The organism is Caballeronia ptereochthonis (assembly GCF_001545075.1).
Lineage (GTDB): Bacteria > Pseudomonadota > Gammaproteobacteria > Burkholderiales > Burkholderiaceae > Caballeronia > Caballeronia ptereochthonis.
In genome coordinates, this window is record NZ_FCOB02000016.1 from 1 (window position 1) to 21,150 (window position 21,150).

Sequence of the window (21,150 nt, forward strand, 5' to 3'; positions counted from 1 at the left end):
CTTCGTGCTGACTTGCCAGTGTCATCCGGTGAGCGAGCGGGTGGTCGTGAGTTTCGACGAGCGCTGAGCGCCACGCAAAGTCAGCGTGCCGCACCCCGGCCCGAACGACATTCGATTCGCGTAGACTAAGGATCGCTCGTCCGAGCGGTCCTTAGTCTTTCTGGCATGCCGACACCATGAACACGATTCACGTCGCGAATGGCGACAGCGCGGCTCAATCCCTCACGGAAGCCCTGCGACGCGCGGAACGCGAAGATCGCGTCGTCACGCTGCGCGACGATCTCGCGGTCGGGCCGGTCAGGGACATCGACGATTCGCCGCTTGCCCGCGCCGCGTTCTGGCGCCAGGTGCTGAACAGCGCGATCGATTTCGAGGGCGAGCTCGAAGAACAGCTGACGCTGCTCGCCCGCCTCGCGCGCGGCGACGCGCAGATCGTCGCGTGGCACGGTCAGAGCGCGGCCGATCAGTTGACCTTGCGGCGCGTCGCCTATCATCTGCGAAACGCGCCCCAACGTCTGAACGAAGCGAAGCTGTCTCACGACGACCTGAAAATCGCGACGGACGACAAGGAATCCGCGCACCTCGGCCGCGCCGACCGCGCAACCGCCGTCGGGATGTTCTCCCCGAAGCAGCTGCTCGCGAAACTGCCCAGCGCCGCGCCGATTTCGGTCCTGCGCATCAGCCGGCTCGCGCTCGAGTGGCAGGAAGCGAAACACGTCAACGCCGAGACGCGCCGCCTGCGCGACAACATGCTCGTCGCCGGAACCTGGCTCGACGTCGATGAAGCGCTGCTCCATCTTGCCGGTCCCGAGTGGAAGCCTGCCCGCAAAATCGCCGGCGCGGCAATGGGACAGCGCTTCGATTTCATGCTCTCCGATTCCATCGCTTTCTGGCGCTGCCGCGAGCTCGTCACGGCGGGCCGGCTGAAAATCCGCGGCACGCCGTCCGAAATCGAGCAGGCCGAACTGCGCCGCTAAATCAAACCAATAAGAACGCATTCTTCGAACACATGGCCCGTACCAAAGCGCCCGATCACGAGACGCAACGCGAACAGATCCTGGAACTCGCCGCTGCGAAATTCGCCCAGACGAGCTATCCGAGCACGTCGATGGCCGATCTGGCCGCAGCCAGCGGCACGTCGAAAGCCCGCCTCTATCACTACTACGAGAGCAAGGAAGCGATCCTCTTCGATCTGCTCGATCGCTACACCAAGCGGCTCATGCTGATCATCGCGGAGGTCGAAGGCGCGAGCCAGCGGCGCGGACTCGGCGAGCGCGAGGCCTTCGCCGAGCTCGTGCGCGCATTTCTCGTCGAGTACGAAACGTCGCATAGCCGGCACGTCGCGCTGCTCAACGACGTGAAGTATCTGGAGGACGCGCAGCGCGAGATCATCCTCGATCGTCAGCGCGATATCGTGGCGGCGTTCGCTCGCCAGCTCGCGCGCGCTTATCCGAAGCGCGCCTCGAAGGACAACCAGACCGCGCTCACGATGATGGTCTTCGGCATGATCAACTGGACCTTTACCTGGCTCAAGCCCGGCGGCACGCTCGGCTATCGCGAATTCGCGGAACAGGCGGTCGACATGATCGAGCACGGGCTCGGCGGCGAATAGCAGAAATGTTGCGTCACAACAAAACGCCCGTTCGCGGGCGCGTTGCTTTTGCACACTAGACACAAGCCATTGATTTATATCGATTTAAATCGTTTTCAGCGGTTATTTAGAACGACTCCCCTAGGTCTTTTTAAGGGTTTTCCCGTACTCGTTTCTCCGGAATCCGCTAAAATTCGTTTTGCTTTGCAGCACGCTGCATGACGAATGAAGGAGGAACTGCCGTGGAACTGACCATCAACCGCACCGCCGAGCAGATCGTCGCGAACGATCAGTTGCTCAAAGACGCGCGTATGCCGGCTCTCGTCCGCGAACTGTCCTCTGCCGACCGCGAGCGTCTCCTTACGCACTTTCTCGCGCTCGACGAGGACGACCGTCTCCTGCGCTTCGGCCAACTCGTGCCGGATCACGTGATCGAGAACTACGTGCGCAACATCAACTTCTCGAACGACAAGGTGTTCGGCGTATTCGGAAATTCGCTGGAGCTCGTCGGCGTCGGCCATCTGGCCTATCTGCCCGCCGAGGGCGACAAGCGCACCGCCGAGTTCGGCGTGTCCGTGCTCGAAAGCGCGCGCGGCCGCGGCATCGGCACGAAGCTGTTCGAGCGTGCGGCCATGCGCAGCCGCAATACGCATGTGTCGGTGCTCTACATGCACTGCCTGTCCCGCAACTCGACGATGATGCACATCGCCAGGAAGTCGGGCATGAAGATCGAATACGCGTACGGCGAAGCGGACGCCTATCTTTCGCTCGCGCCGGCGGATCAGAGCAGCATCATGGCCGAAATGCTCCAGGAGCAAGCCGCCGTGTTCGACTACGCGATCAAGCGCCAGGCGCACCGCGCGTCGCAGGTTTTCCAGGCGTTCATGCCGACGGCCGACGCCGCGTAAGTATTCTCAGGACAGCGCGGGGTTGGCGCTGCGAGCGGGACCAGCACAACAAGGGCGGCTTCGACCGCCCTTTCTCATCTCCGCGCGATTCAGCGCAGCGGCAATACCGTCGTCTCCTTGATGCGCTCGAGCGAGAAGCTCGAGCGCACGTCGATCACCGAAGGGTGATGCAGCAGTTGATCCTGTACGAAGCGCGAGAAATCGTCCATGTCGCGCACCTGCACACGCAGCAGGAAGTCCATTTCACCGGTCATCGCGTCACAGGCGACGACTTCAGGCCACGAGCGCACCGCCTCGCGAAACAGGTCGCCGTGCGTCGGCGCTTTCGGCCTGCCCGCCGCAGCCTGCACGCCGCCGCGTTTTTCGAGACGCACGTTGACGTAGGCGAGCAAGCCGAGCCCGAGCTTTTTCGCATCGAGCAACGCGACGTAACCGCGAATCACGCCGATTTCCTCGAGCCGCCGAATGCGCCGCAGACACGGACTCGGCGACAAATTGACTCGATCCGCGATTTCCTGATTCGACAATCGCCCATTTTCCTGAAGAATCGCAAGGATCTTCAGGTCTATCGTGTCCAACTCGGTCTCAGCCATTTCATGGCTCCAAAGTGCATTGTATTGGCAGCATCGTGCGCAATAATATGAAGGCGCGATTTGTTTCGCAAGTTATTGCCGCGCCCGGCTGACTACACTGTCTCCACGTTGCGCACTCGCGCCGAACGCATATCAGGAGACACCGCATGACCGCATCGAACTGGGAAAATCCCGTCGGCACCGACGGCTTCGAATTCATCGAATACACCGCGCCGGACCCCGTCGCGCTCGGCAAGCTGTTCGAGCAGATGGGTTTCACCGCGATTGCGAAGCACCGTCACAAGAACGTGACGCTGTATCGCCAGGGCGAGATCAACTTCATCGTGAACGCCGAGCCGGATTCGTTCGCGCAGCGCTTTGCACGCCTGCACGGCCCGTCGATCTGCGCGATCGCATTCCGCGTCGCGGACGCCGCCCAGGCGTACAAGCGCGCGCTCGAACTCGGCGCCTGGGGCTTCGATCACAGGACCGGCCCGATGGAGCTGAACATCCCGGCGATCAAGGGCATCGGCGATTCGCTGATCTATTTCGTCGACCGCTGGCGCGGCAAGAACGGCGCGCAGCCGGGCAGCATCGGCGATATCAGCATCTATGACGTCGACTTCGAGCCGATTCCGGGGGCGGATCAAAACCCGGTCGGTCACGGGCTCACCTATATCGATCACCTGACGCACAACGTGCACCGCGGCCGCATGGTCGAGTGGGCGGAGTTCTACGAGCGGCTCTTCAACTTCCGCGAAGTCCGCTACTTCGATATCGAAGGCAAGGTGACGGCGGTGAAATCGAAGGCGATGACTTCGCCGTGCGGCAAGATCCGCATCCCGATCAACGAGGAAGGCTCGGAGAACGCGGGCCAGATCCAGGAATATCTCGACGCGTACCACGGCGAAGGGATTCAGCACATCGCGCTCGGCACGAGCGATATCTACAGGACGGTCGACGGCCTGCGCGGCGCGAACATCGCCCTGCTCGACACCATCGACACGTATTACGAACTCGTGGACCGCCGCGTGCCGAACCACGGCGAATCGGTCGCGGAGCTGAAGAAGCGCAAGATTCTGATCGACGGCACCAAGGACGAAATCCTGCTGCAGATCTTCACGGAGAACCAGATCGGCCCGATCTTCTTCGAGATCATCCAGCGCAAGGGCAATCAGGGCTTCGGGGAAGGCAATTTCAAGGCGCTGTTCGAATCGATCGAACTGGATCAGATGCGCCGCGGCGTGCTGAAGGACACTAGCGCGAGCTGAACGCTCAAAGACCGGGCGATAAAAAAGGGACATGGACCGCGAAGGTCCATGTCCCTTTGTCTATTCTGGCGGCCCATCCTGACGATATGGACCGCGATGACGGGATCAGCCCGCCGTCTCGTCGTCGCTGCTTTCCGACGCGCGGCGCTTTTCGGCGCCAGCCTGGACGGATTGAACGCGCGCTTGCGCGACCTGTGCAACCGACGACGCCCCGAATGGCGACGCATTATTCGCCCGGGCGCCGCTCACCGGCGCGCTGATGGCGAAAAAGGCCGCCGAAACCATGAGAAAGCTCTGGATGTGGCGTTGTTTCATCGTTATCTCCTTCTAACTACATGCGTACTACTGGCTTTCGGAATCTAATGTACGCGAAAAAACACAGCGCAGAAATTCCGGAAGAGCCATTTTAGACTGAGTTGAGCCGGAGGGTTCCCCGATCCGGTCGGTTTTACACGCTGTAACAAAGCCACCGCAATCCAGGTCAAACCGTCAAGAATTTGACGCAAAGCGCTGTTAAGTGAGGAATTTTTTAACGGGTTTATACCAGTGCCTCAAAGCGGGCCGCCCCGGCAAACTTGAAGTCCCGGCCTACGCGTTCACAAGACGCCGCGGTCCGAAACATGCTTTGGCGATCCCAAACTCGGGTGGAGGAAGACACATAATGAACGCCCCGCTAGACGCAGAACAAAGAGCTTCTCTAGAAGCCGCGTTGAAGTCCGTCACGCTAGACGACAAATACACGCTGGAACGCGGCCGCGCCTACATGAGCGGCATCCAGGCGCTGGTGCGCCTGCCGATGCTCCAGCAAGAGCGCGACAAGGCCGCCGGCCTCAATACCGCCGGATTCATCTCCGGCTATCGCGGTTCCCCCCTTGGCGGTCTCGACCAGTCGCTCTGGAAGGCGAAGACGCATCTCGCCGCGCATCAGGTCGTATTCCAGCCGGGCGTGAACGAAGATCTCGCCGCCACCGCCGTGTGGGGCTCGCAGCAAGTCAACCTGTACCCGAGCGCCAAATACGACGGCGTCTTCTCGATGTGGTACGGCAAGGGCCCGGGCGTCGACCGCTCCGGCGATGTCTTCAAGCACGGCAATTCCGCCGGATCGTCGCAGCACGGCGGCGTCCTCGTCCTCGCCGGCGACGATCACGCCGCGAAGTCATCGACGCTCGCGCACCAGTCGGAGCACATCTTCAAGGCGTGCGGCCTGCCGGTGCTGTTTCCGTCGAACGTGCAGGAATATCTCGACTTCGGCCTGCACGGCTGGGCGATGAGCCGCTACTCCGGCCTCTGGGTCGCGATGAAATGCGTGACCGACGTGGTGGAGTCGTCGGCGTCGGTCGATATCGATCCGCATCGCACGAAGATCGTGATTCCGACCGATTTCGTGATGCCCGAAGGCGGACTGAACATCCGCTGGCCCGATCCGCCGCTCGTGCAGGAAGCGCGTCTGCTCGACTACAAGTGGTACGCCGCGCTCGCCTATGTGCGCGCGAACAAGCTGGATCGCGTGGAAATCGATTCGCCGCATGCGCGCTTCGGCATCATGACCGGCGGCAAGGCGTATCTCGACGTGCGTCAGGCGCTGACCGATCTCGGTCTCGACGATGCGACGTGTTCGCAAATCGGCATCCGTCTCTATAAGGTCGGCTGCGTGTGGCCGCTCGAAGCGCAAGGCGCGCATGAGTTCGCGCGCGGGCTCGAGGAAATCCTCGTCGTCGAGGAAAAGCGCCAGATTCTCGAATACGCGATCAAGGAAGAGCTTTACAACTGGCCGGATGCGCAGCGTCCGCGCGTCTACGGCAAGTTCGACGAAAAGGACGGCGCGGGCGGCGAATGGTCCGTGCCGATGGGCAACTGGCTGCTGCCGGCGCACTATGAACTGTCACCGGCGATCATCGCGAAGGCGATCGCCACACGCCTCGAGAAATTCGACCTGCCCGCCGACGTGCGCGCGCGCATCGCGACGCGCATCGCCGTGATCGAGGCGAAGGAGAAGGCGCTCGCGCGGCCGCGCGTCGAAGCGGAGCGCAAGCCGTGGTTCTGCTCGGGCTGTCCGCACAACACGTCGACCAACGTGCCGGAAGGCTCGCGCGCGATGGCGGGCATCGGCTGCCACTACATGACGGTCTGGATGGACCGCAACACGAGCACGTTCAGCCAGATGGGCGGCGAAGGCGTCGCGTGGGTCGGCCAGTCGCCGTTCTCGAACGACAAGCACGTGTTCGCCAATCTCGGCGACGGCACGTACTTCCACTCCGGCCTGCTCGCGATCCGCGCGGCGATCGCGGCGAAGGTAAACATCACCTACAAGATTCTCTACAACGATGCGGTCGCGATGACGGGCGGCCAGCCCGTCGACGGCGTGCTGACCGTGCCGCAGATCACCCATCAGCTGGCGGCGGAAGGCGCGGCGAAGATCGTGATCGTCACGGATCAGCCGGAGAAATACGACGCGAACGTCGGTCTTGCGCCGGGCATCGAAGTGCATCATCGCGACGAACTGGACGACATTCAGCGCCAGTTGCGCGAGATTTCCGGCACGTCGATCCTGATCTACGACCAGACCTGCGCCACCGAGAAACGGCGCCGCAGGAAGCGCGGCGCGTATCCCGATCCGGCGAAGCGCGTCGTCATCAACGAGGCGGTCTGCGAAGGCTGCGGCGATTGCTCGGTGAAGTCGAACTGCCTGTCGGTCGAGCCGCTCGAAACCGAGTACGGCACGAAGCGCCAGATCAACCAGTCGACGTGCAACAAGGACTATTCATGCCTGAACGGCTTCTGCCCGAGCTTCGTCACGGTGGAAGGCGGTCAGTTGAAGAAGCCGAAGGCGACGGGCGCCGCCGGCGACGCGATGCCGCCCGTGCCCACGCCGGAGCTTCCGGAAATCGCGCGGCCGTATGGCGTGCTGGTGACGGGCGTCGGCGGAACGGGCGTCGTGACGATCGGTGCGCTGCTCGGCATGGCGGCGCATCTGGAGCAGAAAGGCGTCACGGTGCTCGACGTCACCGGTCTCGCGCAGAAAGGCGGCGCCGTGATGAGCCACGTGCAGATCGCAAACCGCCCGGCCGACATCCACGCGACGCGCATCGCGATGGGCGAGGCGGATCTCGTCATCGGCTGCGATGCCATCGTCACGGCGAGCAACGAGTGCGGCTCGCGGATGCAGCCGGATCACACGCGCGTCGTCGTGAACAGCGCGCAGACGCCGACTGCCGAGTTCATCAAGAACCCGAACTGGAGCTTCCCGGGCGCGAGCGCCGAAGCCGACATTCGCGCGGCGGCGGGTCAGCACGTCGCGCTCGTGGATGCGAACCGCTTCGCCGTCGCGCTGATGGGCGATGCGATCTATACGAATCCGTTCGTGCTCGGGTTTGCGTGGCAGAAGGGATGGGTGCCGCTGCGGCACGAGTCGCTCGTGCGTGCGATCGAGCTGAACGCGGTGCAGGTCGAAAAGAATCTGGCGGCGTTCGAATGGGGACGCCGCGCCGCGGACGATCTCGAAGCGGTGCGCCGGATCGCGGATGCTCAGCAGGGCGCGCAGGAGAGCCCGAGCAAGGTCATCGCGCTGCATACGCCGAAGGCGCTCGATACGCTCATCGACAAGCGCCTCGACTATCTCGCGAAGTATCAGAACGCAGCGTATGCCGCACGTTTTGGGCGGCTGGTCGCGGAAGTGCGCACGAAGGAAGCCGAGCTCGCCGGCGGCGACAGCCAGTATCCGCTCACCGAAGCCGTTGCGAAGAATCTGCACAAGCTGATGGCTTACAAGGATGAGTACGAGGTTGCGCGGCTCTATGCGGATCCGGCGTTCCTCGACAAGGTGAAGAGCAGTTTCGAAGGCGACTGGAAGATCAAGGTCCATCTCGCGCCGCCGAGTTTGTCGAAGAAGGATGCGCACGGGCATCTCGTCAAGAAGCAGTACGGTCCGTGGATGATGTCGGCGATGCGCGTGCTCGCCCGACTCAAGTTCCTGCGCGGCACGGCGCTCGATCCGTTCGGGCGCACGGAAGAACGCAAGATGGAACGCGCGCTGGTCGGCGAGTACGAAGCGCTGGTGAAGGAGCTGATCGCCGGATTGACGGCGCAGAAGCTGCCGCTTGCGATCGAACTCGCGAATCTGCCGGATTCCATGCGCGGGTACGGGCACGTCAAGGAGAACAACGTGAAGGCGGCGAAGATCAGGTGGGAGAAGCTGCTGGCGCGTTGGCGGACCAACGAGGGTGGAGAGAAGCGGCAGGTGGCTTGACGCGCGGCCTTCATCCGAGGCGGTTCGTGAAAACGCGAACCGCTTTTTTTTCGCCCATGAAAAACGGCGATCCAGTCACCCGGATCGCCGCTCATCGCAACATCGAAGCAGAAGACGTTACTTCGCCTTCGCCACGCTCGCATTCGCCGAAGCCACTGCCGTCATATTGATGATCCGCCGCACGGTCGCAGCCGGCGTCAGAATATGAACGGGCTTGGCAGCACCCAGCAGGAACGGCCCGACCGTCACGCCCTCGCCACTCACCATCTTGAGCAGGTTGTACGTGATGTTCGCCGCTTCCACGTTCGGCATGATCAGCAGATTCGCCTCGCCGTGCAGCGTCGTCCCCGGGAACGCCGCCTTGCGCACCGCCTCCGACAGCGCCGCATCGCCGTGCATCTCGCCATCCACCTCGAGATGCGGCGCGCGCTCCGCGATCAGCTTGCGCGCTTCAGCCATGCGCTTGCTCGACGCGCTCGGCACGCTGCCGAAGTTCGAGTTCGACACCAGCGCCACCTTCGGCTGAATGCCGAACCGCTCGATCTCGCGCGCCGCCAGAATCGTCATGTCGGCAAGCTGCTCGGGCGTCGGCGTCTCGTTGACGTACGTATCGCTGATGAACAGATTGCGCCCCTGCAGCATCAGCAAATTCATCGCCGCGAAGTTGTTCGCGCCTTCAGCCTTGCCGAGCACCTGTTCGACGAACTTCAGGTGATCCTGATATGTGTCGATGAGACCGCAGATCATGCCGTCCGCATCGCCGGTGTGGATCAGGATTGCGCCGATCAGCGTGTTGAACTTGCGCAGCGCGGCCTTCGCGCTTTCCGGCGTCACGCCCTGCCGCGCCGCGATTTCCTGATACGCCTGCCAGCTCTTCTGATAGCGCGGATCGTCCTCCGGGTTCACGACCTCGAAATCGACGCCCGGCTTCAGCTTCGAGCCCATCTTCTGCAGACGCATCTCGACCACGGCCGGACGGCCGATGATGATCGGCTTCGCGATCTTCTCCAGCAGCACGAACTGCGCGGCGCGCAGCACGCGCTCGTCCTCGCCTTCCGCGAACGCGATGCGCGCGGGCGCGGCCTTCGCCGCCGCGAACACCGGGCGCATCACCATGCCCGTGCGATACACCGTCGCGCCGAGCGTCTCGCGGTACGCGTCCATGTCCTTGATCGGACGGGTCGCGACGCCCGAATCCATCGCGGCTTGCGCCACCGCCGGCGCGATCTTGATGATCAGACGCGGATCGAAGGGCTTTGGAATCAGATATTCCGGACCGAATTCGAGCGAGTGACCTTCGTACGCCTTCGCGACTTCATCGCCCTGGTCGGTTTCTTCCGCCAGCTCGGCGATCGCGCGGACGCACGCGAGCTTCATCTCTTCCGTGATCGTCGTCGCGCCGACGTCGAGCGCGCCGCGGAAGATGAACGGGAAGCACAGCACGTTGTTGACCTGGTTCGGATAATCCGAACGGCCCGTCGCGACGATGCAATCCGGGCGCACCTTCTTCGCTTCTTCCGGGCGGATTTCCGGCTCCGGATTCGCGAGCGCGAGAATGAGCGGCTTGTCGGCCATCGTCGCGACCATTTCCGGCTTCAGCACGCCGGCGCTGGAGCAGCCGAGGAAGACGTCGCAGCCGTGCATCGCATCGCCGAGCGTGCGCGCGTCGGTCGTCGCCTGATAGCGCTCCTTCGACGCATCGAGATTGCCGCGGCCTTCGTAGATCACGCCCTTCGAGTCGACCACGAGCGTGTTCGACTTCTTCAAGCCCAGATGGACGAGCAGGTCCAGACACGCGATCGCCGCCGCGCCCGCGCCGGAGCAGACGAGCTTCACGTCTGCCAGCTTCTTGCCGACCACCTTCAGCCCGTTAAGAATCGCCGCCGACGCAATGATCGCCGTACCGTGCTGATCGTCATGGAAAACGGGAATCTTCATGCGCTCGCGCAGCTTCTTCTCGATGTAGAAGCATTCCGGGGCCTTGATGTCTTCGAGATTGATGCCGCCGAGCGTCGGCTCGAGCATCGCGATCGCATCGACGAGCTTGTCCGGATCGGTTTCGGCCAACTCGATGTCGAACACGTCGATGCCCGCGAACTTCTTGAACAGGCACCCCTTGCCTTCCATCACCGGCTTCGCCGCGAGCGGGCCGATGTTGCCGAGGCCCAGCACGGCCGTGCCGTTCGTCACGACGCCGACGAGGTTCGCGCGCGAGGTGTACTTCTGCGCGTCGAGCGGCTCGTCGTAGATCGCCATGCACGCGGCCGCGACGCCCGGCGAATACGCGAGCGAGAGGTCGAGCTGGTTCGAGAGGGGTTTGGTCGGCGTGACCGAAATCTTGCCGGGACGCGGATTCTGGTGATACGCGAGGGCGCTTTGCTTCAGTTGTTCGTCCATGATTGACCTGAGACGTTTGGGAATTATTTGAACAGGGTTCACACTGCCGTCGACCGTGCTGCAATGAATGCGGGAATGTGAATCGATGGACCAAGTTTCACGTGCTCGGCGCGTCGGATGGACGCAGCGTGCCGCTCGCAGGGGATGACGCGAGCGGACGGAGCTATTTTTTTGGGACGTCCAGTGTACACCCCGAGCCTGAAATGACGCGAAGCAGCATTGCGGCGCGCGCCGGGCGCCTTCGTCGGACAAACTCGCGCGACGTCACTCGAGTTCGGCGCCGCGCTTTTCGGGGATCAGGAAGAGCGTCGCGATGACATCGAGCAGATAAATCGACGCCAGAAACGCAAGCGCGACCGCGAACGAATAGCGCGCCGCCAGCGCGCCGACCGCCACCGGCCCGAGACCGCCCACCGCGCGCCCGATATTGAACAGCACGTTCTGCGCGGTCGCGCGCGCTTCGGTCGGGTAGAGCTCGGAGATGAGCGCGCCGTAGCCGCCGAGCATGCCGTTCACGAACACGCCCATCACCGCGCCGCCGATCAGCAGCGCCGCCGGGCTCGTCAGATTCGAGTAGACGAACACCATCGCGACGGCGCCGAGCTGATACGCCAGAAACGCCGGCTTGCGGCCGAAACGGTCCGCCGCCAGGCCGAACAGCCAGATGCCGAGCGCCATGCCGAGCACGGTGGCCGCAGTCCAGAGCCCGGACCTGGTGAGCGAATAGCCGAACGTCTTCGAGAGATAGCTCGGCAGCCAGATCATGAGCCCGTAGTAGCCGAAGTTCTGCACCGAGCACAGGATGATCACGCCGAGGCTCGCGCGCGCGGTGCGGGCGTCGTCGAAAAGGCGTCTGAGCGGCAGCTTGCGTGCGGCGGTGGAAGCGGCGGACGCGCGGCGCTCGACGAAGATCCCGGGCTCGGCCACGCGCCGCCGCACGAAGAACGAAACGACGGCGGGCAAAAGCCCCACCGCGAACATGCCGCGCCAGCCGATCACGGGAAGGAGCATCGGCGTGATCAGCGCGGCGGCGAGCACGCCCAACTGCCAGCCGATCCCCACATACGACGACACGCGCGCCCGCAGCCGCGCGGGCCACGCCTCCGCAACCAGCGCCATGCCGATGCCGAACTCGCCGCCAAGCCCGATTCCGGCGATGGTTCGGTAGATCAGCAGATCCGCATAGCCTTGTGAGAGTGCGCACAAGCCGGTGAAGATGGCGAAAACGAGGATGGTCCACGTCAGCATGCGCACGCGGCCGAAGTAGTCGGAGAGCATGCCGAACACGACGCCGCCCGCAACCGCCCCGGCGAGCGTCCACGTGACGAGTGCGCCGGATTGCGCGGGCGTCAGATGCAGGTCGGCTGCGATCGCCGGCAGCATGAAACCGAGGATGAGCAGGTCGAAGCCGTCCATCGCATAGCCGAGCGCGGACGCGACGAGCGCATGCAGTGCGTGACGGGAGGGAGCGGCGGCGGAATCGGCCGTGGGAGAGCGGGGAACGGATGTCATCGGGGAAAAGAAGAATATTCAGCAGCGCCGGGAGTTTACGTGCGAGCGTCGCGCCTTCACAACCTTGAAACAATCGTCGTGGGCGCCTGCTACCGCAGCCCTCGCCCCGGCACGCCGCCTCGGGTAAAATTGCGGGCTAGCTGTGCATGGGACTGTCCTGAGGCGCTGAAGCGCCAGGTCCCGTCGACACGCGCGCAGGAAACGCCAAAAAGCCGGTCACGAGACCGCTCGTTTCGCGTCGAATCATGCGCCAGGGCCCTCGCGGCCGCCTCCCGCTTCTTCAAGCGCCATATCAAGTCCAAGGATTCGCCCATGACAGGCTTCGATCGCCAGACGATCTCCGACACCACCGCCAAGATGCTGCTCGAAGTGCAGGCGGTGCACTTCAACGCGGAAAAACCGTACATCTTCACGTCCGGCTGGGCGAGCCCGGTATATATCGATTGCCGCAAGCTGATCTCCTACCCGCGCGTGCGCCGCGGCCTCATGGAAATGGCCGAGGCGACCATCCTGCGCGACGTCGGCTACGAGCAGATCGATGCGGTCGCGGGCGGCGAAACGGCGGGCATTCCGTTCGCCGCGTGGATCGCCGACCGCCTGATGGTGCCGATGCAGTACGTGCGCAAGAAGCCGAAGGGTTTCGGCCGCAACGCGCAGATCGAAGGTTTGCTGACCGAAGGCCAGCGCGTGCTGCTCGTCGAAGACCTGACGACGGACAGCCGCAGCAAGATCAACTTCATCAATGCGCTGCGCACCGCCGGCGCGACGGTGAACCACTGCTTCGTGCTGTTCCACTACAACATCTTCAAGGAGAGCGTGTCGGTGCTGAAAGACATCGACGTCGATCTGCATGCGCTCGCCACGTGGTGGGATGTGCTGCGCGTCGCGAAGGAACAGGGTTACTTCGAGACGAAGACGCTCGATGAAGTCGAGAAATTCCTGCACGCGCCGGCGGAATGGTCGGCCGCACACGGCGGCGCGACCGCTGCTCCGCAATAAGCATTACCGTTCGCGAAGCATTAACAGAAAAAAGCCGCTGATAAAAATCAGCGGCTTTTTTTATTTCAGCGAGCCGAAGCAACTATAGCGAATGCGGGTTCGAAACCGACGAATCGTCAGTATTTCCGTCGCCGGAATACGCGGAAAGATTCATTAACCCGTTGCTTTGCGCGTACTGAAATAGTTCGGAATCGCGTTCAATGCCGAGTTTTCGCATAGCCGTATTCTTTTGCGTGCTGATCGTCTTGATACTGCGCCGCAATTGACCCGCGATTTCCGTGATCGTCATGCCCGAGACGAACAGCCGCACCACTTCGAGCTCGCGCTTGGACAGGATCACGCTGCGCTGCTGCCCGTTCGCGCCGAGCCCCATGCTGTCGAGCGCCGCCTTGACCGACGGGCCGAGGTACTCCTGCCCGCGCATGACGTGCTGGATCGCCCAGCCGATATGATTCATGTCGTCGGCCTTGTTGATGATGGACATCACGCCCACCTCGCGCAAACGTTTGAGCAAGGCCGGATTCTCGAGCATGGTCAGCACGACGAGCTTGACGCGTGGAAACTGCCGCCCGATATAGCCGAGCAGCGGCATGCCGTCGCCATACGAGCCGCCGGGCATGGCGAGATCGGTGACGAGGACATCGCATGGTGTTTTCTGCAGGAGCTGGATGAGTTCGGTCGACTGGCGCGCCTGACCGACGACATCGACCTCGGGAAACTTGTTGAGCGCCTGGGTCGCGCCGAACAGAATCACGGGGTGGTCGTCTGCGATGATGACTTTTATTCGCTGGCTCATTTAATTCTCCTGCAATTCGGTCGATTAGATGCCGCGCGAATCTGCATCGAATTACTCATTTTTACATTCAATATCGTCGGAAGTCACTGCCGTCAAGGCGCCGCGCGCTTCCGTCCAAACCGATGTACGCACTCCGTGCTATCGGTTAATTCCCAAGGGTTCGGGGCTTTAAAGCTTTGTTGCAATGTTAAACTGCAACCTGTCACGAAGCGCATCCCTGAGACAAAAAACATCGTTGCAGTCAGCGAAACGCTGATATAACGCGACGATACCGACAGGAGTTCAGCCCATGCGCCTCACAGGCCGAAGCGGGAATTCGATTGGCCTTGTCGCATTTTCACTGTTCATCACCTGCGCGGCCGCGGTTCTCTCGAATTCGCGCGAGGCCGCGGCCGAACCCGCCTTCACCGTCTCGAGCGCGGACCTCGCGTCGGGCAAGACGATCGGGCGCGAACTGCTTTTCGACCAGTCCGAGTGCAAGGGCGGCAACCGTTCGCCGCAGATTTCATGGCATGGCGCGCCGGCGAACACCCGCAGCTTCGCCGTCACCATCTTCGATCCCGACGCGCCCGGGCGCGGATGGTGGCACTGGGCCGTCGCGGGCCTCCCTCCCGGCACGGATCGCCTGCCGAACAACGCGAGCGCCTCGGGCGTCCTGCGCAAGCTGGGCGCCGTCGAGGCGCGCAACGACTGGGACACCGACGGCTACGGCGGCCCGTGCCCGCCGCCCGGCAAGCCGCATCGCTACGTGGTGACGGTCTACGCGCTCAACAGCGACGATCTGCGCCTGCGTCAGGGCACGCCCGCGCTGATGTTCGAGCATGAAATCCGCACGATGAGCATCGCCAGCGCACAACTCACCTTCACTTACGGCCGTTAGCCTTCATGGCGAGAACCGTACGCTCGCGCCGGTAAGCCGGAAATCGTCTTTGCTAGACTGGCCGGAATCATCCGCCGGCCGCGTCCGATCACATGTTCGCGCCGAGCGCCACCGGCTCGCGAGCCCATCATCCGCGCTTCTGGCGCGCCGCGACGCGCGGAAAGACTCAAGGACATCATGTCGAATATCGTCATCGTTTATCACAGCGGCTATGGCCACACGAAAAAAGTCGCGGAAGCCGTGCGGGCCGGCGCGACCCAGGCCGGCGCCGACGTCAGACTGATCGCCGTCGGCGACCTGGACGACGCCGCCTGGGCCGAGCTGGACGCCGCGGACGCCATCGTCTTCGGCGCGCCGACGTACATGGGCGGGCCATCCGCCGACTTCAAGAAGTTCGCCGACGCGAGCTCGAAGCCCTGGTTCGCGCAGAAATGGAAGGACAAGATCGCCGCCGGTTTCACCAATTCCGCGGCCATGAACGGCGACAAGTTCCTGACCATCTCCTATTTGGTCACCCTGGCGATGCAGCACGGCATGATCTGGGTCGGCACCGGCATGATGCCGTCGAACACGAAGGCGGCCACGCGCAACGATCTGAACTTCGTCGGCGGCTTCACGGGCCTGCTCACGCAGTCGCCCGCCGACGCCTCGCCCGACGAAGCGCCGCCGCCCGGCGACCTCGAGACGGCGAAGGCATTCGGCGCGCGCATCGCCGCCGTAACGGCGCGCTGGACCGGCAGCCACGCAAGCGGCGAAAACGGCGGACATCAACCCGCCTCGGAATCGCCTTAAAATGTCGGTTTTGCGGCGAGCGCCCGCACGAACCAGCGAGATCGAGATGACCACGAAAGTATTTGTCGACGGACAGGAAGGCACCACCGGCCTGAAGATTTTCGAATATCTGTCGCAGCGCCGTGACATCGAGGTGTTGCGCATCGACGAAGCGAAGCGCAAGGACGTCGAGGAGCGCCGCCGGCTCATCAACGCGTCGGACGTGACGTTCCTGTGCCTGCCGGACGTCGCGTCGCGCGAGTCGGTTTCGCTCGTCGACCGCGACAACACGCGCACCGTGATGATCGACGCCAGCACCGCGTTTCGCACGCAGGACGACTGGGCATACGGCCTGCCCGAGCTCGCGCGCGCGCAGCGCGAGCGCCTGCGCACGGCGAAGCGCATCGCGGTGCCGGGCTGCCACGCGTCGGCATTCGTGCTCTCGGTGCAGCCGCTCGTCGCGGGCGGTCTCGTTTCCGCCGATTTCGACGCGCACGCCTACTCGATCACCGGCTACAGCGGCGGCGGCAAGAAGATGATCGCGGAGTACGAAGCGGGCGGAAACGAGAAGCTCATGAGCCCGCGTCCCTACGCGCTCGGCCTGACGCACAAGCATTTGCCGGAGATGGCGGTGCGCACGGGCCTGAAGCGCGCACCGGTCTTCACGCCGATCGTCGGCGCGTTTCTGAAGGGTCTCGCGGTCACGACCTACTTCTCGCCGGATCAGCTCGCGCGCCCCGCGAAGCCGCAGGACGTGCGCGACATGCTCGCCGAGTACTACAACAACGAGCCGTTCATCCGCGTGCTGCCGTTCGATGCCGAAAGCAACCTCGACGCCGGTTTCTTCGATGTACAGGCCTGCAACGAGACGAATCGCGTGGATATCTTCGTGTTCGGCAACGACGAGCGCTTCGTGACGGTCGCGCGCCTCGACAATCTCGGCAAGGGCGCGTCGGGCGCGGCGATCCAGTGTATGAATCTCGCCATCGGCGCGGACGAGGAGACGGGTCTCGCGCGCTGATCCCGCGCCGTCCAATAGCAGCATCAACGCAAAAGGCCGATCCGCTTCATCGCGGATCGGCCTTTTTTATCGATGTCGGTGCACTGCAGCATCGATGCGTACGGACGAAAAAAAGCCCGCCAATGCTGGCGGGCTGAATCCATATCAGTGGAGACATGGAGGAGACAGGAGTAAATATACCAAAAACTTTGGTGCATCGCAACATCACGTGTTGCGGCACGCTGACGCACGCCCGTTCGAAAACTCTCAGGGCTGCGTCATCGAGAGGATGAAGTGCAGCTGATCCGCCGAGATCGGCTTGACGAGATGCACGTCGAAACCGGCGTCCAGCGTCATTTCCCGATGCTGCGGCTGGCCCCAGCCGGTGAGCGCGACGAGCATCATCGCGTGGCCGTTCGGCAGGCGGCGCAGCTCCCGCGCCGCCGCGAGACCGTCCACGAGCGGCATGCCGAGATCGAGAATCACGACTTCCGGCTCGAACTGGGCCGCGACTTCCACCGCCTGCGCGCCGTTCGCCGCGAGCGCCACTTCGTGTCCCATGCCGTTCAGCAGGTACGCGAGGCCTGCGAGCGCATCGTCGTCGTCATCGGCTATGAGGATGCGCTTGCTCACGATGACCTCAGCGGGATCCGGAAACTTCGAGTTTCAGCTTGTTCGATCCCGCCTGCGCCGCCGTGATTCCGGTGCGCGCGCCGCGTGCGCCCATATAGAAGTGCTGGCGGGCGGGCGAGTTCTGGTCGTGCGTCGCGTCGGGCAGGCAAGACGCGATATCGGCCGCGACGCCTTGCAGCGCGTCGGCGCTGGAGCCGCCGTGCGGCGTCCAGGTGCAGCGATAGCTGGTCTGCGAGGCGGCGCAGGTCACGTCGTCTCCGCAGGGCAGCGCGACCGCGCGGCCCTCGGTCGCGGAGAGCGGCGAGAAGTTCGGCGCCGCGGCCACGATGTGCTTGAGCGCGTTGCACGGGCTGGGCGTGTCGTCGGCGCGGACGGGCGCGGAGATCGCCAGAACGCCGCAACAGAGCGGCAAGAGCGCGGCCCGGACGGCGCGTCGGCCAGTCAGATGCATGAGGCGTCTCCTTTTTGGCTGTTCTTGTCGGTTTCGTGGCGAATCGGACGGACGATCGTCACTATCCGCCCGTCGCTTGCGAATGTATGTTCGAAAGCGAATGAAGCACTGCAGACGCGAGCAAGTCGTGCGCCCGCTCATCCAGACATTTTGCGGTCAGTGGCGCACGAGCGCCATCATCGCGCCGAAGCCGACGAACACGCCGCCCGTCAGCCGGTTGAACGCCTGCGCGACGCTCGCGCTCTTCAGCCGGTCGCCGATGCGCGCGCCGAGGCCCGCGTACACCGCGTACCAGCTCACTTCGATGACGGCGAAGCTCGACACGAGCACCGCGAACTGCGGCAGCACGGGGCGGCTCGCGTCAATGAACTGCGGCAGGAGCGCCGCCGCGAAGAGAATCGCCTTCGGATTGCTGCCCGCGACGAGAAAGCCGTTGCGAAAGAGCGCGAGTCGCCTGGTCGATTGCGCGGCGCCGCTTTCATCGCGGACATCGACCGCACTCGCCTTTGCACGCCAGCTCTTCACGCCGAGCCAGACGAGATAGGCCGCGCCGAGCAGCCGCAGCGCATCGAAGAGGCGCGGCCACGCTTCGAGAAAAACGCCGAGCCCCGCCGCCGACACCGACAGCATGATGACGAGCGCCGTGAGACAGCCGGCCATCGTGGCCGTCGAGCGCTCGAGGCCGTGACGCGCGCCGTGCGTCATGACGAGCAGCATGTTGGGACCGGGAATCGCGGAGACGACGAAGACAGTGGCGACGAACAGCCACCAGACATGCAGATTCATTGCGGCGGGCGAGGAAGAAGGAAGGACCCGCATTATGCCGTCTGTGGGCATTGATCAAGGCAGAACGCCGCCTTCGCCGTACCACCGCAATGGAATCAGCGGAAATCAACGCCCCGCGCGACGCGCCGCCACTTGACCCAGCACGGCGAAATCCTTCTCGCCGTCGCCGTGGGCGAGCGCATCGACGAGGTTGTCGCGCACGACGCTCGCCACGGGCAGCGGCACGTTCGCGGCGTCGCCCGCGGCGATTGCGAGGCGCACGTCCTTCAGCCCGAGACGCGCCTTGAACAGCGCGGGCTCGTAGCGCCGCTCGGCGATCATCTTCCCGTAGCCCTGATACACCGGCCCCGGGAACAGCGAGTTGGTGATGACGTCGAGCAAGGTCTGCGCCTCGATGCCGTGGCCGCTCACGAGCGCCGCCGCCTCGCCGAACGACTCGATCGCCGAGGCCAGCATGAAATTCGCCGCGAGCTTGAGCACGTTCGCGTGCTGCGGTTCGCTGCCGACACGCCAGGTTTTCTGCCCGAGCGCATCGAGCACGGGCTGCACGCGGTCGATGGCATCGCTCGCGCCCGCCGCGAGGATATTGAGCTTGCCCGCAGCCGCGACGTCCGGCCGTCCGAGCACGGGCGCGGCGACATACGCGACGCCATGCTGCGCATGCAGCTCGGCCAGCTCGACGGCGAGCGCCGCCGAGATCGTCGCCATGTTGACGTGCACGAGGCCTTTCGGCGCGTGCTTGAGCAAACCGCCATCGATCAGCACGGAGCGCAGCGCGTGGTCGTCGGCGAGCATGGAGAACGCGGCGTCGCCGGCGAACGCCTGCTCGGCCGTATCGACCACGGTCGCGCCCTGATCGGCGAGCGCGCGTGTCTTGTCGCGCGAGCGGTTCCAGACGCGCACCGTGTGCCCCGCCTTCAGCGCGTTGCTCGCCATCGCGCTGCCCATCTCGCCCAATCCAATGAATCCGATATCCATGCTCGCTCCCTTGCGTTTGTCCGCTCGCCGCTCGCCCGGTGGCGGCGCGGCCCGAGCGGCCAGTTAAGCACATCGCAGGAAAGCGCGCAGAGGCGCGCGATGCGATACTGCCTGCATGGTCAAGGCGCGCTTTCACTTCCATCGCGAACTGAACGATTTCCTCGCTCGGCCCATGCGCGGGCACACGTTCGCGTGCGCGTGCGCGAAGACGTCGTCGACCAAGCACATGATCGAGGCGCTCGGCGTGCCGCATACGGAGGTCGGGCTGATCGTGAGGAACGGCCGCCCCGTCGGCTTCGATGCGCAGATCGAGCCGGACGATTTCATCGAGGTCTATCCCGTGCGCCACGCCCCCGAAGGCATGGCGAACGGAGCGCTGCTGCTGCGCCCGCCGCTTCATGCGGCCGACCTGCGCTTCATCGCGGACGCGCATCTCGGCGGGCTCGCGCAACTGCTGCGGCTGGCGGGCTTCGATACGCGCTACGACAACAACTTCCCCGACGACGAAATCGAGCAGCTCGCGCAGGACGAATCGCGCATCGTGCTCACGCGCGACCGGGAACTGCTCAAGCGCCGCAGCGTGCTGCGCGGCTGCTACGTGCGCGCGCTGCAGCCGGACGAACAATGGCGCGAAGTCGCCGACCGGCTCGATCTCGCGCCGCACCTGCGCCCGTTTCGCCTCTGCCTGATGTGCAATGCGCCGTTGCGTCCCGCCGGTCTGGGCGAGATCGACGGCCGCGTGCCCGAAGGCGTGCGCGAGCGGCATACGCGCTTCGTCACCTGCGACGTGTGTCATCGCGTGTTCTGGGAAGGCTCGCACTGGCGGCGCATGCGCGCGCGCATCGACGCGCTGGCGGAAACGAGCCGTTAGCGCGCGTCTCGCGTTCCGTACAATACGGCCCCTGGACACAACCTCGCCCCTGGAGCATCGCGTGAACAAATTCGAACTGGAACAGAACAAGGCGTTCAAACTCGCCAACGACCTCAAGCAAGGCAGCCGTGCGCGCGCGGGTGCCGCGGAAGCGCAGAAAATCGACCGGCGCGAGCAGCGCAAGCTCGATCAGGCGAAGGGACTCGTGCCTTTTGCCTGCAAGCTCGATGAAAAGCTCGTGAAGCAGTTGAAGGAGCGCGCCGAAGCGCACGAAGGCGGCATGACGGAAGTGGTGGCCGAGTTGCTGGTGAAGGCCGGGCTGGAGCGGTGAATCCTTCGCTCGCCCGGCGCTATTTGTCTGCGTAGTGTCCGCGGCAGCGAACGATGAGGCGCTGCGCCTCCGAAACCGCATAGGCGAATCGATTCTTCTCGTCGATCCGCCTTGCCGTACCGTCCGGCGGACTACGGCAGCGCTCGTTGATGAGACG

Annotated in this window: 20 protein-coding genes; 11 read left to right on the plus strand and 9 right to left on the minus strand. The window is 63.9% G+C overall.

Annotation, left to right across the window (positions count from 1 at the left end; all coding sequences use genetic code 11):
- Positions 1-176 precede the first annotated feature (176 nt).
- From AWB83_RS17645 to AWB83_RS17655, 3 genes are all read left to right on the plus strand, one after another.
- Positions 177-977: a DUF1835 domain-containing protein gene (locus AWB83_RS17645; protein WP_087046915.1), complete on the plus strand. Its 801-nt coding sequence runs from the start codon at positions 177-179 to the stop codon at positions 975-977.
- Between the two features lie 32 nt (positions 978-1,009).
- Entirely contained in the window at positions 1,010-1,612 is a 603-nt protein-coding gene (locus AWB83_RS17650; protein ID WP_087046916.1) for a TetR/AcrR family transcriptional regulator, read from the plus strand.
- Positions 1,613-1,809: 197 nt separating this feature from the next.
- Positions 1,810-2,499: a GNAT family N-acetyltransferase gene (locus AWB83_RS17655; protein ID WP_208636765.1), complete on the plus strand. Its 690-nt coding sequence runs from the start codon at positions 1,810-1,812 to the stop codon at positions 2,497-2,499.
- Positions 2,500-2,588: 89 nt separating this feature from the next.
- Here the strand turns inward: AWB83_RS17655 and AWB83_RS17660 are convergent, their stop codons facing one another.
- The gene (locus AWB83_RS17660) at positions 2,589-3,092 is read right to left on the minus strand and encodes an Lrp/AsnC family transcriptional regulator (protein ID WP_087046917.1); all 504 of its coding nucleotides are present in this window, start codon (positions 3,090-3,092) and stop codon (positions 2,589-2,591) included.
- A gap of 146 nt (positions 3,093-3,238) precedes the next feature.
- Here AWB83_RS17660 and hppD point away from each other — a divergent pair, with 146 nt between their 5' ends.
- A complete protein-coding gene (hppD, locus tag AWB83_RS17665) occupies positions 3,239-4,342 on the plus strand; it encodes a 4-hydroxyphenylpyruvate dioxygenase (protein WP_087046918.1) in 1,104 nt (367 codons plus the stop codon).
- 105 nt (positions 4,343-4,447) lie between these two features.
- Here hppD and AWB83_RS17670 read toward each other — a convergent pair whose 3' ends face one another.
- Positions 4,448-4,657 carry a hypothetical protein gene (locus tag AWB83_RS17670; protein ID WP_087046919.1) on the minus strand — a complete coding sequence of 70 codons (210 nt, stop codon included), beginning with the start codon at positions 4,655-4,657 and terminating at the stop codon, positions 4,448-4,450.
- A gap of 346 nt (positions 4,658-5,003) precedes the next feature.
- Between AWB83_RS17670 and AWB83_RS17675 the strand changes: the two genes are divergently transcribed.
- On the plus strand, positions 5,004-8,588 hold the full coding sequence (locus tag AWB83_RS17675) for an indolepyruvate ferredoxin oxidoreductase family protein (RefSeq protein WP_087046920.1): 3,585 nt from the start codon (positions 5,004-5,006) through the stop codon (positions 8,586-8,588).
- A 117-nt stretch (positions 8,589-8,705) separates the two neighbouring features.
- On the opposite strand, the gene AWB83_RS17680 is transcribed toward AWB83_RS17675, so the two are convergent.
- Together AWB83_RS17680 and AWB83_RS17685 are read right to left on the minus strand one after the other, a co-directional pair.
- Complete coding sequence (locus tag AWB83_RS17680; RefSeq protein WP_087046921.1) at positions 8,706-10,985, minus strand: NADP-dependent malic enzyme; 2,280 nt, start codon at positions 10,983-10,985, stop codon at positions 8,706-8,708.
- 264 nt (positions 10,986-11,249) lie between these two features.
- Complete coding sequence (locus AWB83_RS17685) at positions 11,250-12,497, minus strand: MFS transporter (RefSeq protein WP_096059379.1); 1,248 nt, start codon at positions 12,495-12,497, stop codon at positions 11,250-11,252.
- Positions 12,498-12,809: 312 nt separating this feature from the next.
- Here AWB83_RS17685 and AWB83_RS17690 point away from each other — a divergent pair, with 312 nt between their 5' ends.
- Positions 12,810-13,496, plus strand: a complete 687-nt coding sequence (locus AWB83_RS17690; protein WP_008352701.1) for an orotate phosphoribosyltransferase — start codon at positions 12,810-12,812, stop codon at positions 13,494-13,496.
- 82 nt (positions 13,497-13,578) lie between these two features.
- Here the strand turns inward: AWB83_RS17690 and AWB83_RS17695 are convergent, their stop codons facing one another.
- On the minus strand, positions 13,579-14,292 hold the full coding sequence (locus AWB83_RS17695; RefSeq protein ID WP_087046922.1) for a response regulator: 714 nt from the start codon (positions 14,290-14,292) through the stop codon (positions 13,579-13,581).
- A 289-nt stretch (positions 14,293-14,581) separates the two neighbouring features.
- On the opposite strand from AWB83_RS17695, the gene AWB83_RS17700 reads away from it, so the two are divergent.
- The 3 genes from AWB83_RS17700 to argC all read left to right on the plus strand — a co-directional run bounded on the left by AWB83_RS17700 (position 14,582) and on the right by argC (position 16,964).
- On the plus strand, positions 14,582-15,172 hold the full coding sequence (locus AWB83_RS17700) for a YbhB/YbcL family Raf kinase inhibitor-like protein (protein ID WP_087046923.1): 591 nt from the start codon (positions 14,582-14,584) through the stop codon (positions 15,170-15,172).
- Positions 15,173-15,349: 177 nt separating this feature from the next.
- Positions 15,350-15,964 carry a flavodoxin family protein gene (locus AWB83_RS17705; RefSeq protein WP_087046924.1) on the plus strand — a complete coding sequence of 205 codons (615 nt, stop codon included), beginning with the start codon at positions 15,350-15,352 and terminating at the stop codon, positions 15,962-15,964.
- Positions 15,965-16,010: 46 nt separating this feature from the next.
- Complete coding sequence (argC, locus tag AWB83_RS17710; protein WP_087047064.1) at positions 16,011-16,964, plus strand: N-acetyl-gamma-glutamyl-phosphate reductase; 954 nt, start codon at positions 16,011-16,013, stop codon at positions 16,962-16,964.
- 246 nt (positions 16,965-17,210) lie between these two features.
- Here the strand turns inward: argC and AWB83_RS17715 are convergent, their stop codons facing one another.
- From AWB83_RS17715 to AWB83_RS17730, 4 genes are all read right to left on the minus strand, one after another.
- Entirely contained in the window at positions 17,211-17,576 is a 366-nt protein-coding gene (locus tag AWB83_RS17715; protein ID WP_087046925.1) for a response regulator, read from the minus strand.
- A gap of 7 nt (positions 17,577-17,583) precedes the next feature.
- Positions 17,584-18,027 carry a hypothetical protein gene (locus AWB83_RS17720; RefSeq protein WP_087046926.1) on the minus strand — a complete coding sequence of 148 codons (444 nt, stop codon included), beginning with the start codon at positions 18,025-18,027 and terminating at the stop codon, positions 17,584-17,586.
- 156 nt (positions 18,028-18,183) lie between these two features.
- The gene (locus AWB83_RS17725; RefSeq protein WP_096059380.1) at positions 18,184-18,813 is read right to left on the minus strand and encodes a LysE family translocator; all 630 of its coding nucleotides are present in this window, start codon (positions 18,811-18,813) and stop codon (positions 18,184-18,186) included.
- A gap of 105 nt (positions 18,814-18,918) precedes the next feature.
- On the minus strand, positions 18,919-19,791 hold the full coding sequence (locus AWB83_RS17730; RefSeq protein WP_087046928.1) for an NAD(P)-dependent oxidoreductase: 873 nt from the start codon (positions 19,789-19,791) through the stop codon (positions 18,919-18,921).
- Positions 19,792-19,906: 115 nt separating this feature from the next.
- On the opposite strand from AWB83_RS17730, the gene AWB83_RS17735 reads away from it, so the two are divergent.
- Together AWB83_RS17735 and AWB83_RS17740 are read left to right on the plus strand one after the other, a co-directional pair.
- Positions 19,907-20,662, plus strand: a complete 756-nt coding sequence (locus AWB83_RS17735; RefSeq protein WP_087046929.1) for a Mut7-C RNAse domain-containing protein — start codon at positions 19,907-19,909, stop codon at positions 20,660-20,662.
- A gap of 61 nt (positions 20,663-20,723) precedes the next feature.
- The gene (locus tag AWB83_RS17740; protein WP_087046930.1) at positions 20,724-20,993 is read left to right on the plus strand and encodes a hypothetical protein; all 270 of its coding nucleotides are present in this window, start codon (positions 20,724-20,726) and stop codon (positions 20,991-20,993) included.
- Positions 20,994-21,150: the final 157 nt, after the last annotated feature.